The sequence below is a fragment of the Microbacterium hydrocarbonoxydans genome, assembly GCF_023715885.1.
In the GTDB taxonomy this organism is placed as follows: domain Bacteria; phylum Actinomycetota; class Actinomycetes; order Actinomycetales; family Microbacteriaceae; genus Microbacterium; species Microbacterium hydrocarbonoxydans_C.
Window position 1 is genome coordinate 119642 of sequence record NZ_JAMBOY010000005.1, and the last position, 13572, is coordinate 133213.

Annotated in this window: 15 protein-coding genes; 10 read left to right on the top strand and 5 right to left on the bottom strand. The window is 70.8% G+C overall.

Annotated features, from left to right (window positions below; all coding sequences use genetic code 11):
* Window positions 1-11: 11 nt before the first annotated feature.
* Both M3195_RS13875 and M3195_RS13880 read right to left on the bottom strand, forming a co-directional pair.
* Window positions 12-977: an aldo/keto reductase gene (locus tag M3195_RS13875; protein ID WP_251588454.1), complete on the bottom strand. Its 966-nt coding sequence runs from the start codon at window positions 975-977 to the stop codon at window positions 12-14.
* Entirely contained in the window at window positions 964-2259 is a 1296-nt protein-coding gene (locus tag M3195_RS13880; RefSeq protein ID WP_251588456.1) for an L-fuconate dehydratase, read from the bottom strand. Before M3195_RS13880 ends, M3195_RS13875 begins: the two co-directional genes overlap by 14 nt.
* A 134-nt stretch (window positions 2260-2393) precedes the next feature.
* Between M3195_RS13880 and M3195_RS13885 the strand changes: the two genes are divergently transcribed.
* The 3 genes from M3195_RS13885 (at window position 2394) to M3195_RS13895 (ending at window position 5302) form a co-directional block, all read left to right on the top strand.
* Window positions 2394-3254 carry a fumarylacetoacetate hydrolase family protein gene (locus M3195_RS13885; RefSeq protein ID WP_251588457.1) on the top strand — a complete coding sequence of 287 codons (861 nt, stop codon included), beginning with the start codon at window positions 2394-2396 and terminating at the stop codon, window positions 3252-3254.
* Complete coding sequence (locus M3195_RS13890; protein ID WP_251588458.1) at window positions 3251-4009, top strand: SDR family NAD(P)-dependent oxidoreductase; 759 nt, start codon at window positions 3251-3253, stop codon at window positions 4007-4009. The genes M3195_RS13885 and M3195_RS13890 overlap by 4 nt, the downstream gene beginning before the upstream one ends.
* Before the next feature lie 321 nt (window positions 4010-4330).
* A complete protein-coding gene (locus M3195_RS13895) occupies window positions 4331-5302 on the top strand; it encodes a hypothetical protein (protein ID WP_251588459.1) in 972 nt (323 codons plus the stop codon).
* 160 nt (window positions 5303-5462) lie between these two features.
* Here the strand turns inward: M3195_RS13895 and M3195_RS13900 are convergent, their stop codons facing one another.
* Window positions 5463-6431 (bottom strand): amidohydrolase family protein, encoded by a 969-nt coding sequence (locus M3195_RS13900; RefSeq protein WP_251588460.1) that lies wholly within the window; start codon window positions 6429-6431, stop codon window positions 5463-5465.
* Between the two features lie 46 nt (window positions 6432-6477).
* On the opposite strand from M3195_RS13900, the gene M3195_RS13905 reads away from it, so the two are divergent.
* Window positions 6478-7155, top strand: coding sequence for a FadR/GntR family transcriptional regulator (locus M3195_RS13905; RefSeq protein WP_251588461.1), 678 nt, complete (start codon window positions 6478-6480; stop codon window positions 7153-7155).
* 30 nt (window positions 7156-7185) lie between these two features.
* Here the strand turns inward: M3195_RS13905 and M3195_RS13910 are convergent, their stop codons facing one another.
* On the bottom strand, window positions 7186-7848 hold the full coding sequence (locus M3195_RS13910) for a transaldolase family protein (protein ID WP_251588462.1): 663 nt from the start codon (window positions 7846-7848) through the stop codon (window positions 7186-7188).
* 106 nt (window positions 7849-7954) lie between these two features.
* Here M3195_RS13910 and M3195_RS13915 point away from each other — a divergent pair, with 106 nt between their 5' ends.
* The 6 genes from M3195_RS13915 to M3195_RS13940 all read left to right on the top strand — a co-directional run bounded on the left by M3195_RS13915 (window position 7955) and on the right by M3195_RS13940 (window position 12723).
* Window positions 7955-8905, top strand: a complete 951-nt coding sequence (locus tag M3195_RS13915) for a ribokinase (RefSeq protein WP_251588463.1) — start codon at window positions 7955-7957, stop codon at window positions 8903-8905.
* 50 nt (window positions 8906-8955) lie between these two features.
* Window positions 8956-9360 (top strand): D-ribose pyranase, encoded by a 405-nt coding sequence (gene rbsD / locus M3195_RS13920; RefSeq protein WP_251588472.1) that lies wholly within the window; start codon window positions 8956-8958, stop codon window positions 9358-9360.
* 1 nt (window position 9361) lies between these two features.
* Window positions 9362-10165 (top strand): GntR family transcriptional regulator, encoded by an 804-nt coding sequence (locus M3195_RS13925; protein ID WP_251588473.1) that lies wholly within the window; start codon window positions 9362-9364, stop codon window positions 10163-10165.
* A gap of 76 nt (window positions 10166-10241) precedes the next feature.
* Window positions 10242-11120, top strand: coding sequence for a hypothetical protein (locus M3195_RS13930; protein WP_251588474.1), 879 nt, complete (start codon window positions 10242-10244; stop codon window positions 11118-11120).
* A 21-nt stretch (window positions 11121-11141) separates the two neighbouring features.
* Window positions 11142-12200, top strand: a complete 1059-nt coding sequence (locus M3195_RS13935; RefSeq protein WP_251588475.1) for a PLP-dependent cysteine synthase family protein — start codon at window positions 11142-11144, stop codon at window positions 12198-12200.
* A gap of 16 nt (window positions 12201-12216) precedes the next feature.
* On the top strand, window positions 12217-12723 hold the full coding sequence (locus tag M3195_RS13940; protein WP_251588476.1) for a glycine cleavage system protein R: 507 nt from the start codon (window positions 12217-12219) through the stop codon (window positions 12721-12723).
* A 105-nt stretch (window positions 12724-12828) separates the two neighbouring features.
* Here the strand turns inward: M3195_RS13940 and M3195_RS13945 are convergent, their stop codons facing one another.
* A complete protein-coding gene (locus M3195_RS13945; RefSeq protein WP_251588481.1) occupies window positions 12829-13515 on the bottom strand; it encodes a FadR/GntR family transcriptional regulator in 687 nt (228 codons plus the stop codon).
* Window positions 13516-13572: the final 57 nt, after the last annotated feature.

The window sequence follows — 13572 nt, forward strand, 5'->3', positions numbered from 1 at the left end:
CCTGTCAGCGATCAGCCGGGTATCAGTCCCTCCGCCGCGAGCTCCTCCCAGAGCGCCTGGGGGACGTCGACCGCAGCGAACTGCGCGTTCTGCCGCAGTTGCTCCGGTCGGCTCCCGCCGACGACGACCGAGCGCACGACATCGGCCCGCAGCGGGAACTGCACGGCCGCGGCGGGCAGCGGCACATCGTGGTTCGCGCAGACGGCCGCGATGCGCACGACCCGATCCCAGAGCTCGTCGGGCGCCTGTCCGTACTCGTACCGGCCGTCGCGCCGCGGCTCGCTGGACGCGAGCAGGCCGGAGTTGAAGACGGATGCCGCGACGATGCCGGTTCCGTGCTCCCGGCACGCCGGAAGCACGTCCGCCGCGGCCGGCTGCTCGAGCAGCGTGTAGCGCCCGGCGACCATCACGAGGTCGAGGTCGGCCGCGCGGACCGCCGTGGCGAGGGCATCCGACACCATCGAGCCGATCCCGATCGCCGCCACCGCTCCGTCTGCCCGCAGCTGCTCCAGCGCGGGGAGCGCCTCGGCGACCGCGAGGTCGAGGTCGTGCCGCTCCGGGTCGTGCAGGTAGACGAGGTCGATGCGCTCGATGCCCAGCCGTTCGCGCGACTCGTCGAGGCTCGTGCGAATGCCGTCGGTCGAGAAATCCCACACCCGCTGCAGGTCGTCGGGGACGTGGAAGTCGTTGGCCGTGTCGAGTCCACCGGCGTACTCGGGGTTGGGCCGCAGCAGGCGCCCGACCTTGGTCGACAGCACGTACTCGTCGCGCGGCTTGGTCTGCAGGAAGGCGCCGAGGCGCCGCTCAGAGAGGCCGAGCCCGTAGTGCGGCGCGGTGTCGAAGTAGCGGATGCCGCTGTCCCACGCCGCGTTCAGCACGGCCAGGGCCTCATCATCGCTGAGCTCGCGGAACAGGTTGCCGACGTTCGCGGCCCCGTAGCCGAGCGCGGGAACGGTCAGCCGATCAGACCGTGACATGCTCGCCCGTCCAGGTGTAGGCCTCGATGCTGCCGGCCTTCATCTCCATGCCGGCTCCCGGCGCGGTCGGCGCCATGTAGGAGCCGCCCTGGATGTCGGTGGGCACGACGAAATGCTCATGCAGGTGATCGACGAACTCGATCATGCGTCCCTCGCGCGTGCCGGTGACGGCGACGAAGTCGAACATCGACAGGTGCTGCACGGCCTCGCACAGACCGACTCCACCGGCGTGCGGACAGACCGGCACCCCGAACTTCGCGGCCAGCAGCAGGTTGGCGATGTTCTCGTTGACGCCCGCGACCCGCACCGCATCGATCTGCATGACCGAGATGGCCTCGGCCTGCAGCAGCTGCTTGAAGATCACGCGATTCTGCGCGTGCTCACCCGTCGCCACGCGGATGGGTGCGACGCCGCGAGCGATCTCGGCGTGGCCGAGCACGTCGTCGGGACTCGTGGGCTCCTCGATCCAGGCGGGGTGGAACTCGGCGAGGGCGTTCACCCATTCGATCGCCTCGGATACCTCCCAGCGCTGGTTCGCGTCGATCGCGATGGGGAAATCCGGTCCGCACACCTCACGTGCCTTGCGGAACCGGCGGATGTCGTCGTCGAGGTCGGCGCCGACCTTGAGCTTGATCTGCGTGAACCCGTCGGCCATCGCCTCGCGGGCGAGCCGTTCGAGCTTCTCGTCGGAGTAGCCGAGCCAGCCGGGGCTGGTGGTGTAACCGGGGTAGCCGGTGGCGAGCAGTTCCTGCTCCCGCTCGGCACGGCCGGGCTCTGCGGCTCGGAGGATCTCGAGCGCCTCGGCCGGCGTGAGCGCGTTGGTGAGATAGCGGAAGTCGACGAGGCCGACGAGCTCCTCCGGGGTCATCCGGGCGAGCAGCTGCCACAGCGGCAGCCCCGCCCGCTTGGCCTTGATGTCCCACAGCGCATTGATGACCGCGCCGATGGCCATGTGCATGACGCCCTTCTCGGGGCCGAGCCAGCGCAGCTGCGAGTCGCCGATGATGTCGCGGAACGTGCCGCCCATGTCGTCGAGCAGCGGCTCGATCTCGCGTCCGACGAGGTGTCCGGCGAGCGCATCGATCGCGGCCACCTGCACGTCGTTGCCGCGGCCGATCGTGAAGACGAACGCGTGGCCGTCGATGCCGTCCGCGGCGTCGGTGCGCACGATCACGTACGCCGCCGAGTAGTCGGGGTCGGGGTTCATGGCATCCGACCCGTCCAGGCTGAGCGAGGTGGGGAAGCGGACGTCGGTGGTGTCGAGGGCGACGATGCGGCTCACGGGTTCCTCTCAGGCACGGCAGGGGAGTCCGCGCAGATCCCTTGGAGTGTAAACATCCGATGTCTATACTGTCAACGAGGCGGGCCACCGCGACGTGGTCCGGGCCGACGACGATCCGACCGAGCAGGAGAGACATGAAGTTCGCACGCCTAGGCGCCCCCGGAGCCGAGATCCCCGTCCTCGTCGAGGGCGACCGGTACTTCGACCTGCGGTCCGTGACATCCGATGTGGACGGCGCATTCCTCGCCGGCGACGTGCGCGCCCAGGTGGAGGCCGCGCTCGCCGACGGCGGTCTGCCCGAGCTCGAGGATGCCGCGTCGATGCGCGTCGGCGCCCCGATCGCGCGCCCGAGCGCCGTCATCTGCATCGGCCAGAACTACGCAGCTCACGCCCGCGAGTCCGGCGCGGAGCCACCCACCGTGCCGATCATGTTCCTGAAGACCCCGAACACCGTGGTCGGACCGAATGACGCGGTCACCATTCCGCGCGGCAGCGAGAAGACGGACTGGGAGGTCGAGCTCGGCGTCGTGATCGGCGCTCGCGCGGCGTACCTCGATTCGCTCGAGGAGGCCGACGCGCACATCGCCGGATACGTGACGGCCAACGACGTCTCGGAGCGGGCGTTCCAGATGGAGGTCTCCGGTGGTCAGTGGTCGAAGGGCAAGATCGCTCCGGGCTTCAATCCGACCGGCCCGTGGCTCGTCACGCCAGACGAGGTCGAGGTCGGCAGCCTGCGGCTGCGCAGCTGGGTCAACGGCGATCCCCGGCAGGACTCGAACACCAACGACATGATCTTCGACGTCCGCACGATCGTGCACCATCTGTCGCAGTACGTCACGCTCGAGCCGGGCGACCTCATCCTCACCGGCACCCCGCAGGGCGTCGCGTTCGGCGGGAAGTTCCCCTACCTGACGGCGGGCGACGTCGTCGACATCGAGATCGAGGGACTCGGGCATCAACGCCAGGAGTTCGTGGCCTGGGAGGCACAGAAATGAGCGGAGCTCTGGACGAACTGGTGGCGATCGTCACGGGCGGGGCCTCGGGGCTCGGCGCCGCGATCGCCGCCCGCCTGCACGCCGACGGGGCGCAGATCGCGGTGCTCGACCGCGACACCTCGGGGGCGGATGCCGCGTTCGCCGCGTTCACGGCCGACGTCTCCGATCGCGCGTCGGTGGATGCCGCGGTGGCGGCGGTCGGCCAGCGCTTCGGCCGCATCGACATCGTCGTCAACAACGCGGGCATCGGCGCTCAGGGCGATGTCACCGCGAACGACGACGACGAGTGGGCACGTGTGCTGTCGATCAACGTCACGGGTATCGCCCGCGTCACGACGGCGGCGCTGCCGTGGCTGCGGAAGTCGCCGAATGCGTCGATCTGTAACACCGCCTCGATCGCGTCGACCACCGGTCTTCCGCAGCGAGCGCTGTACAGCGCATCGAAGGGCGCGGTCGAAGCGCTCACCCGCGCGATGGCGACCGACCACCTGCGCGAGGGGATCCGCGTCAACGCGGTGAACCCCGGCACGGCCGACACACCGTGGGTGGGCCGACTGCTCGATACCGCGGCCGATCCCGAGGCCGAGCGGGCGGCGCTCGAGGCCCGGCAGCCGCACGGACGCCTCGTGTCGCCCACCGAGGTCGCGGCCGCTGTCGCCTACCTCGTCTCGCCCGACGCCGGGTCGACGACGGGCACGTTCATCGAGGTCGACGGCGGCATGGCGCGACTGCGCCTCCGGCCCGTCGGCAGCTGATCGGTCGGGCAGGCGCGCCGCGCCCCGGCCGCGCTTCCGGTCGCACTTCGAGCCGCGCCCGCCCCAAACCTCGCTTCCGGTCGCACTTCGTGCCGCTCGCGCGCGCGTTCGACGGGCCCAACTGCGACCGGAAGCGCCGGGCACCGACTCGGTCCGGCACCAACTGCGACCGGAAGCGCCGGGCACCGACTCGGTCCGGCACCAACTGCGACCGGAAGCGCCGGGCACCGACTCCCTGCATCGGTTCCGCGGGCTGTGGATAACGCCGAAACTGCCTGTGGAGAGCGCCCGCCAGCCGAACACTCCTGCGACGGTTGCACGATGGGACGACCACGACCGCTCCCCGAGGGCCTCGGGCACAGCTTCTCCGTTCAGGATGCCGCGGCCGCCGGCGTGAACCGTGGGCGGCTTCGGCGTTCCGACCTCGACGTCCCCTTCCGCGGCATCCGCGTCCCCGCAGGAACCGATGAGGTCGATCCCGACCTCGACCCGTACGAACGTCAGGCGCTGGGCCGCCGCATCCGGGCTCGCCGGTACGCACCGCGGCTGCGGGATGGACAGTTCTTCAGCCACCAGACCGCGATCGCGCTGCTCGGCGGACCGCAGCCCCTCATCACGCGAGACGGTCGCGTCGTCGACGGACTCTCCTTGCCGGTGCACGTCGCTACCGCGGGCGCCGGCCCCCTGGTCAGAGCGGTCGGCGTCCGCGCGCACCGCGCCCCCGAGGCCAGCGAGACCTTCACCGGTCGGGACGGATCCCGCATCGCGACACCCGCCACGGCGTGGGCGCAATCGGGCACTATGAGTCTGCTCGACCTTGTGGCCCTCGGCGACTACCTCTGCCGGGTATGGCGCGAAGGCACGGGACGGCGCGATGTCGGACGGCCGCCTCTCACCACCCGGGAGCAGCTGCGCTCAGTGCTCACTGACACGCGTCGCGTCGGCATCCCCCGTCTTCGTGCAGCGCTGGAGCTGATTCGCGAGGACTCCTGGTCTCCGCGCGAGTCCCAGTTACGCTGCCACCTCGTCTTCGCGGGACTGCCCGAACCGGCACTGAACCACGACGTCTATGACGAGTTCGGCCGCTTCCTCGGGTGCGTCGACCTGGCGTACCCGGCGAAGCGGGTCGCCATCGAGTATCAGAGCATGCTCCACCATTCCCACTACGCGGCCGATGTCGAGCGGATCGCCGCCCTGCGCGCAGCGGGCTGGACGGTGATCGAGGTGACGTCCGAACTGCTCGCGCGGCCCGACGTACTGGTCGACCGCGTGCGGCGCGCTCTCGCCGGATGACGCTCGTGTCGCCCGTCTGGCCCCACGGAGACGCGGGTCCGACGCTCCGGTCGCAGTTGAGGTCGCCGGAACCCGATGTCGGGCGGCACGAAGTGCGACCGGAACGGTCGGACACGCGACCCACCGCGCAACAGGTGCCAGCGCCACGGTGCCGCCCGGGTCAGTCTCCTCGGAGCCAGCCCAGGATGCCGCGGCGCGGCGATTCGTCGGCATCCTGCGCCCTGCGGCGGCCGAGGCCGTAGAACTCCTCGGCGTTGCGCCAGAACAGGGCATCGAGGTCGTGGCCGCGTGCACGCGCCCAGTCCATCACCGTCTCAGCCCACCGATCACGCGCGTGCGGCTGATAAGTCGCCGAGCCGTCGTCGGGGGCGTGCGGGTCGCCGTCCTCGGCGGGCCCGATGACCGAGACGGGCCAGTCGCTCCCCCACATCAGGCGGTCCCCGCCGAAGGCGTCGGCCGCGGCGTCGAGGAACGGCACCAGCTGCTCGGCCGTCCAGTCGCCGCCTGCTTCGGCCGGCAGCCCGGAGAGCTTGCAGAAGACCTGAGGATGCCGAGCGAGGTCGCCGAGGTCGCGCACCCACTCGGGGCTCGGCCCCACCGGCGCGTCCGCGAGACCGACAGCGGGCTTGCCGAGGTGATCGAGCACGATCCGGAGCTCGGGCACGGCCGCGGCGAGGCGCGAGATGTCGGGCAGCTGCGCCTCTCGGATGCAGGCGTCGAAGGTCCAGCCGCGGGCCGCGACCTCGCGGGCGCCGGTGATGAATCCCGCGGAGACGGCGAGCCCGTCGGCCTCATCCTGCAGGATGTGCCGCACCCCGACCACGAGCGGCTCGGTCTCGAGACCCTCGAGGTGCGCGGTCGTGTCGGTGCCGCGGTCGAGCCGGGCACCGGCGACGATGCCGCTCACCCCGATCGCCGGGGCGAGGCTCGCCACCCACTGCACCTCGGCGAGGAAGTCCTCGTCGTCGGTGCCCGCCTGCACGAAGACGGCGTTCTCAGCGGTGGCACGGGTGATCCGCGCGTGGTCGATCTCGGTGTCCGCGAACCTCCAGGCGAGCGGCCCTTCGAGCCAGGAGTAGTGCAGGATCTCGGGATCCCACAGGTGCAGGTGCGAATCGACTACGCGCATGCGACCATCCTGCCTCAGACATCGGATCAATCGCTAGGATGACGCCATGGCCGTGACGGACGAGGCGATCGAGAAGATCAAGGCGATGATCGTGTCCGGTGAGCTCGCTCCCGGCGATCGCCTGCCACCCGAGAAGGAGCTGTCGGAGCGCCTCGGCCTGTCGCGCAACTCGATGCGCGAGGCGGTGAAGGCGCTCGAGGTGATCCGCGTGCTCGACGTGCGACGCGGCGACGGCACCTACGTGACGAGCCTCGAACCGCACCTGCTGCTGGAGGCCATCTCCTTCGTCGTCGACATGCACGACGACGACTCGATGCTCGAGATCTTCGCGGTGCGACGGATGCTGGAGTCGCAGGCCACCGGGCTCGCGGCCTCTCTCGCCACTGACGACGCGATCGACCGGATCGAAGCCGAGGTCGAGTCGATCGATGCGTCGGTGAGCATCGAGGAGCTGGTGGAGCACGACATCCGCTTCCACCGTGAGATCGTGGCGATGTCGGGCAACGCCTACCTCGCCAGCCTCATCGAGCACCTCAGCAGCCAGACCGTGCGCGCGCGGATCTGGCGCGGCCTCACCGAGGGTGGTGCCGTCGATCGCACCCTGTCGGAGCACCGGGCCATCGCCGACGCGATCGCGCAGCACGACCCCACGCTGGCGACGTCACTCGCGACGGCCCACATCGCGGGCGTCGAGCGGTGGCTGCGCCAGGCGGCGTCCGCCTGACGCACGCCGATGCGCCGCGGCGATCGGAGCTCAGGCCCCGAGGCGCACCATGGCGGCATCGAACTCCGCCGCCGAGCTGTCGCTCACCTCGTGGTGAAGCACCGCGTCGAGCACGTCGGGCGCCGCGGTGAAGTACGGCACGCCGGCGAGCCGCAGGCCGGTGATGTCGTCGGGCGAGCGCAGGCTGGCGGCGAGCACGTTCGATCCGCTGCCGACGCACATCTGCTGCATCTCGACGATCACGGCGGCGCCGTCGATCCCGGCGTCCCGCATCCGCCCGAGGTACGGAGCGATGTAGTGCGCGCCGATGCTCGCGCAGGTCAGCGCCTGAGCGACGGAGTAGACGGCGGTGACGAGCACGGTCGCACCGTCGCGGACGAGGGCGGATGCCGCGGCGAAGCCGTCACTCGTCGCGGGGACCTTCACCGCGACGCGGTCACCGAGCCCGCGGATGCCCTCGGCATTGCGCAGGAACGACGCGGTGTCACCACCCCAGGTCTGGAAGAAGACCTCGCGGGCGCCCTCCTCGGTCCAGCGGGCGTAGAGGTCGGGGATCTCCGCGGCGGTGCGCCCGCCGCGTTCGAGGATCGTCGGATTCGTCGTCACGCCGTGCACGACGCCGGTGGCGAGAAGAGCCGAGACCCGCTCGAGATCGGCGCTGTCGACGTAGAGGCGGGGGGACGACGCGGTCATGGATCTCCTTGCGCACAACCTGTCGTTACAGGTTCGGATTCGGCTAATGTAATGACAGCCGCGGGGGATGTCAAAGCACCGCGGATCGATGACGATCAGGAGCCCCATGACACCCGCCACCTCGGCCGATCGTTCAGGTGTGGTCATCGTCGGCAGCGTCACCGCGGACGTCACGACCTTCTCCACCCGGCTGCCCGCCCGGGGCGAGACGATCCTCGGCGACGAGTTCACGCTCATGCTCGGGGGCAAGGGCGCGAACCAGGCGGTGGCCGCCGGTCGGTCAGGCGCCAGGACGAGCTTCGTCGGGTGCGTCGGGGACGACCTCTTCCACGATCTCGTCGTGGACGGCCTGAGCGATGCCGGCGTCGATCTCGCGCACCTCCGCACGGTCCCCGGGCCGACCGGCATCGCGCACATCCGCGTCGACGCCTCGGCGCAGAACGACATCGTCATGGTGCCCCTCGCGAACGCCGCGCTCAGCGCCGAGCAGATCGACGGCGCGTTGACCGCCCTCGCCCCGACCACGTCGGTGCTGCTCACGCAGCTCGAGACCCCCTCGGCCCTCACCGCACACATCACGGCGCGCGGCCGCGAGCACGGCATGACCGTCATCCTCGATCCCGCCCCCGCCGCCCCGCTGCCCGACGACGTGTGGCGCAACATCGACATCGTCACCCCGAACGAGACGGAGGCCTCGCTGCTGAGCGGGGTCGAGGTCGTCGACGCAGCGACGGCCGAGGAGGCCGGTCGATGGTTCCTCCACCGGGGGGTCGGCGCCGCCGTCATCACCCTCGCGGGTCAGGGATCGTGCGTCGTCACGGCCGAGGGTGCGACCGTCATCCCCCCGTTCCCGGTCGAGGCCGTCGACACCACCGCCGCGGGCGACGCGTACGCGGGGTATCTCGGTGCCGCGCTCGCGAACGGCAGCTCGCTGTCGGATGCCGTGCGCCTGGCCACCGCTGCCGGAGCCCTCGCCGTCACGAAGCAAGGCGCCTCGCCGAGCCTGCCGCTGCGCGCCGAGGTCGACGCGTTCCTGTCCACCCGCGACGCCGCCTGACGCGGCATCCGGTCCGTCATCCAGAGTCGAACACCGAGTCGAGGAGCACCGTGCGCAAGACCGCCACGACCATCAACCCCGCCCTCTCCCGCGTCATCAGCGAGACCGGGCACACCGACCTGATCGTCGTGACCGACGCCGGGCTGCCGATCCCGACCGGGTCCGAGCGCATCGATCTCGCCTACCGTCCCGGTGCTCCCGCGTTCTTCGACGTGCTCGACACCGTGCTCGCCGAGCTCGTGGTCGAGGGCGCGACGGTGTCGGCCGAGATCGCCGAGAAGAGTCCCGAGGTGCTCGAGGCGCTGCGCGAGCGGTTCGCCGGTCATCCCTTCGAGATCGAACTCATCCCGCACGTCGAGTTCAAGGCGCTCTCGCAGAACGCCCGCGCGTTCGTGCGCTCCGGTGAGTTCACGCCGTACGCCAACGTGATCCTGCACGCGGGGGTGGCGTACTGACATGGAGGACTCGATCGACCGGCACTCCGCGGCGCCGATGTACGACCAGCTGCGGCAGCTGATCATCGAGGGCATAGAGCGCGACGGCCTGCAGCCGGGTGACCCGCTCCCCGGCGAGCACCGACTGTGCGAGAGATACGGCATCTCGCGCACCGTCGTGCGGCAGGCGCTCGCTCAGCTCGAGCACGAGGGACTCGTCGAACGCGTCAAGGGCAAGGGCACATTCGTGTCGCGCCCGCGCACGAGCGAGAGCCTCGTGCACACGCTGGTCGGCCTGTACGACGACGTGGAGCGCCGCGGCGGTCACGTGCACAGCGACGTGCTGCGGCACGAGCAGGCGCTGGCCGACGACGAGATCGCGACCGCGCTCGAGGTCCCTCCCGGCACCCCGGTGGTGGTGCTCGAGCGCCTGCGCCACGTCGACGGCGAGCCATGGTCGCTCTCCACGACGTGGATGCCGGAGGCCGTCGGCGCGGTGACGCTCGGCGTGGACCTGTCTGAGGCATCCCTCTACCGCGTGCTCGCCCAGAGCGGCATCGTCGCGACGAGCGGCGTCCGCTCCGCCGAGGCGACCGTGGCGACGCACGAGCAGGCGCAGCATCTCGGCGTGAGCGCGGGTTCGGCCCTGCTTCGGCTGCGCAGCGTCAGCCGGGGCGCCGACGGCATCCCGATGGAGTACTTCGTCGCGCATCACCGCGGCGACCGCTCGCGGTTCGAGTTCCAGCTTCAGCGGGAGCAGTCGCAGGCATCCCTTCTGCACATCGACGACGACGGCGCGACTTCCCGCGCAGGCACGGTCAGCTGACCCGTGCGCGCGGCGCCGGGTCAGCGCACGCGGATAACCTGGCCGGAGAAGGACACGGCAGATCAGGGGGAGCACGATGGCGCAGGACGACACGGATGCGGAGGCACGGGGTGAGCGGGTCGTACCGCCGCCTCCGCCCGCACCGGGCGGACAGGGCGGGAACGCCTCGCCCACGATTCCCCTCGCGCCGTTGCTGAACGGCGAGCCGTCGCCGCCCCGGGCGTACGGGATGCCGCAGCAGCCGCCGGTCGCTCCGCCGCCGCAGTACGGCGCTCCGCAGCCGCCGTACGCGACCCCGCAGCCGCCGTACGCGACCCCGCAGCCGCCGTACGCGACCCCGCAGCCGCCGTACGCAACGCCGCAGCCGAACGGCGGGTACCCGATCTCGTCGATCGCGCCGCCGCCCGCGCGATCGAGCACGCGGGCGAACGGTCTGGTGCTCGCCCTGGTCGGCGGGCTGCTCGCGGTGATCATCGTGGGCGTGGCCGTCATCATCGGCGTGCTGGCAGGCGGCGCGCAGACTCCGCTCGCAGAACCGACCGGCATCTCAGCGCCCACGCCGCGCCCTTCGTCCGCCCCGTCCGATCCGTCCGACGATTCCGGGGGCGCCCCTGACACCGAGGCCGGGGCCGAGATCGCCGACCTCCTGCAGGCGAAGGCCGACGAGTACAAGCGCCTCCGCGACTCGGGAGCGCTGTGGCAGAGCATCCCCGACACGGAGTTCAACCGCACGGCGGTGTCGGCGTTCCTGTACTTCCTCACCGACATGAAGGTGGCCACCATCTGGGGCGTCGATGCGCAGACCGCCGCCGAGTACGAACAGCGGATGGCGATGCTCGAGGAGAAGCTGCTCGCTCAGCAACCCCTCGGCGACGACATCCAGATCACGCTCGAAGAGGGCAGGGTCTTCCGCTACGACGGCGAGACCGGCGAGGGCGGCTATTTCGAGGAGTAGACCGCGCGTTACGCTCGACTCATGAGCGACTGGACCAGCACCGCGATCGCCCTGCTGGAAGCCGACGCGAACCGCAGCGCCGACACGCACCTGCACCTCTTCCCCTTACCGGCCGAGTGGGGCATAGACCTCTACCTCAAAGACGAATCGGTGCACCCCACCGGGTCGCTCAAGCACCGCCTCGCCCGCTCGCTGCTGCTCTACGGCCTCGTGAACGGACGCATCACGCAGGACACGACGCTCGTCGAGTCCTCGAGCGGATCGACCGCCGTGTCCGAGGCGTACTTCGCACGGATGCTGGGGCTGCCGTTCATCACGGTCGTGCCTCGATCGACGAGCCAGGAGAAGATCGACCTGATCGAGTTCTACGGCGGCACGTGCCACTTCGTGGACCGCGCGGAGGACATGTCGCCCGAGGCCAGGCGCCTGGCGAGCGACTGCCACGGCCACTACCTCGACCAGTTCACGTTCGCCGAGCGGGCGACCGACTGGCGAGGCAACAACAACATCGCCGAGAGCGTGTTCAGCCAGCTGTCGCAGGAGCGGCATCCGATCCCCCGCTGGATCGTGGTGGGCGCGGGCACCGGAGGCACGAGCGCCACGTTCGGCCGCTACGTGAAGTACCGCCGCCATGCCACGCAGATCGCGGTCGTCGACCCCGAGGGCTCGGCGTTCTACGACGGCTGGGCCGGGACCGTCGACCCGCCGGCCGGACGTCCCAGCCGCATCGAGGGCATCGGTCGCCCACAGGTCGAGCCGTCGTTCGTGCCGACGGTGATCGACGAGATGATCCAGGTGCCCGACGCGGGATCGATCGCCGCGATCCGGATGCTGCGCGAGCGCACCCTTCATCTCGCCGGCGGCTCGACGGGGACGAACCTCTACGGCGCCTTCCAGCTGATCGCGCGCATGCGGGCGGCGGGCGAGAGCGGCAGCGTCGTGACGCTCATCTGCGACAGCGGCATCCGCTACGCCGGTACGTACTACTCCGACGAGTGGGTCGCCGCGCAGGGATGGGACCTCGCACCGCACCGCACTCGGCTCGACAGATTCCTCGAGACCGGCGACTGGATGACGTGACGGCTACGCTGGCCGCATGACCACTCTCATCCTCACCGTCGCGGGTGCTGATCGACCGGGCCTCGTGGCCGCCGTCGCCGACGTCGTGGAAGCCCACGGCGGAAATTGGGAGTCGAGCCAGCTCGCCGAACTCTCGGGCACCTTCGCCGGCGTCATCGAGGTCTCCGTCGCCCCCGACCGGTCGGCCGACCTCGAGGCCGCGTTGCGCGCACTCGACGGCCTGCTCACGGTCGCCGTGCGCACGGGCACGGAGAACGCCCGCGCGCCCGACCGGCTGCTGGAACTACGAGTCCTGGGCAACGACCGCCCCGGCATCGTGCGCGAGGTGTCGACAGTGCTGCACGCCCACGCTCTGAGCATCGAGGAGCTGTCGACCGAGACCCGTGATGCGGCGATGGCCGGCGGTCGCCTGTTCGAGGCCACGGTCGCGGCGCGCGTCCCGTCGTCCGTGGATCTCGACGCCCTCCGCGCCGATCTGGAACGCCTCGCGACCGAGATCCAGGTCGACATCGCACTCGCGTAGCCCTATCCGTTTCGCCGACCCACCCCTCTGTGCGCGAGCCACCCCTGTGTGCACGGGTCGCACAGGGGTGGCTCGGACGTGGAGGGGTGGCTCGGCGGCGGGGAGTCAGGCGTCCTCGCCCTCCGTGTACAGCCGCACCCAGTACTCGGTCGCCGCAACATGCGCCGACGCCGCGGTCGACGCGGCCACGGGGTCCGCGGCGGCGAGCCCGCGCAGGATCGCGCGGTGCCCGGCATCCGAGTTCCGCTTGAGTTCGGCCGCGTCGTCGGCATCCGGGATCCGATACGCACGCGAGCGGGAGCGCAGCACCTCGATCAGGCTCGTCAGAGCGTCGTTGCCCGCGACCTCCGAGATCGTCATGTGGAAGGCGTGGTCGAGGCGCGAGTGCTCCTCGAAGTCGTCACTCGCCTCGATCTCGGACAGGATGCCGTCGAGCACCGCCACGGTGTCGTCGTCGATGCGGGCGGCGGCGAGCGCGGCGGCGTGCGGTTCGAGCACGCGGCGCAGCTCCGTGAGTTCGAGCACCCCGGCCATGGGCAGCAGCCCGACGGTGAGCGACAGGCTGCCGATGAGGTCGGCGGCGCGCAACTCGCCGACATAGCTGCCCGAGCCGTGCCGCGTCTCGAGCACGCCGAGGGCGGCCAGCATCCTGATCGCCTCGCGCAGCGATCCTCGGGAGACGCCGAGGGTCTCGCAGAGCTCGCCCTCGCTGGGGAGGCGGTCCCCGGGGCGCAGCGCGCCGTCGGCGATCAACGCCCGCAGCCCGTGCAGCGCCGTGTCCAGTGCGCTCATCGTCATCCTCTCTGGCACCGCCCCGCCCCTCGTGAAGTCTGTCGGAATGTGCCGACC

Bases quoted from the DNA above. Each gene is read 5' to 3' on its own strand.
- M3195_RS13875 (WP_251588454.1), bottom strand. From the start codon at position 977: ATGTCACGGTCTGATCGGCTGACCGTTCCCGCGCTCGGCTACGGGGCC.
- M3195_RS13885 (WP_251588457.1), top strand. From the start codon at position 2,394: ATGAAGTTCGCACGCCTAGGCGCCCCCGGAGCCGAGATCCCCGTCCTC.
- M3195_RS13890 (WP_251588458.1), top strand. From the start codon at position 3,251: ATGAGCGGAGCTCTGGACGAACTGGTGGCGATCGTCACGGGCGGGGCC.
- M3195_RS13895 (WP_251588459.1), top strand. From the start codon at position 4,331: ATGGGACGACCACGACCGCTCCCCGAGGGCCTCGGGCACAGCTTCTCC.
- M3195_RS13900 (WP_251588460.1), bottom strand. From the start codon at position 6,431: ATGCGCGTAGTCGATTCGCACCTGCACCTGTGGGATCCCGAGATCCTG.
- M3195_RS13905 (WP_251588461.1), top strand. From the start codon at position 6,478: ATGGCCGTGACGGACGAGGCGATCGAGAAGATCAAGGCGATGATCGTG.
- M3195_RS13910 (WP_251588462.1), bottom strand. From the start codon at position 7,848: ATGACCGCGTCGTCCCCCCGCCTCTACGTCGACAGCGCCGATCTCGAG.
- M3195_RS13915 (WP_251588463.1), top strand. From the start codon at position 7,955: ATGACACCCGCCACCTCGGCCGATCGTTCAGGTGTGGTCATCGTCGGC.
- M3195_RS13925 (WP_251588473.1), top strand. From the start codon at position 9,362: ATGGAGGACTCGATCGACCGGCACTCCGCGGCGCCGATGTACGACCAG.
- M3195_RS13930 (WP_251588474.1), top strand. From the start codon at position 10,242: ATGGCGCAGGACGACACGGATGCGGAGGCACGGGGTGAGCGGGTCGTA.
- M3195_RS13935 (WP_251588475.1), top strand. From the start codon at position 11,142: ATGAGCGACTGGACCAGCACCGCGATCGCCCTGCTGGAAGCCGACGCG.
- M3195_RS13940 (WP_251588476.1), top strand. From the start codon at position 12,217: ATGACCACTCTCATCCTCACCGTCGCGGGTGCTGATCGACCGGGCCTC.
- M3195_RS13945 (WP_251588481.1), bottom strand. From the start codon at position 13,515: ATGAGCGCACTGGACACGGCGCTGCACGGGCTGCGGGCGTTGATCGCC.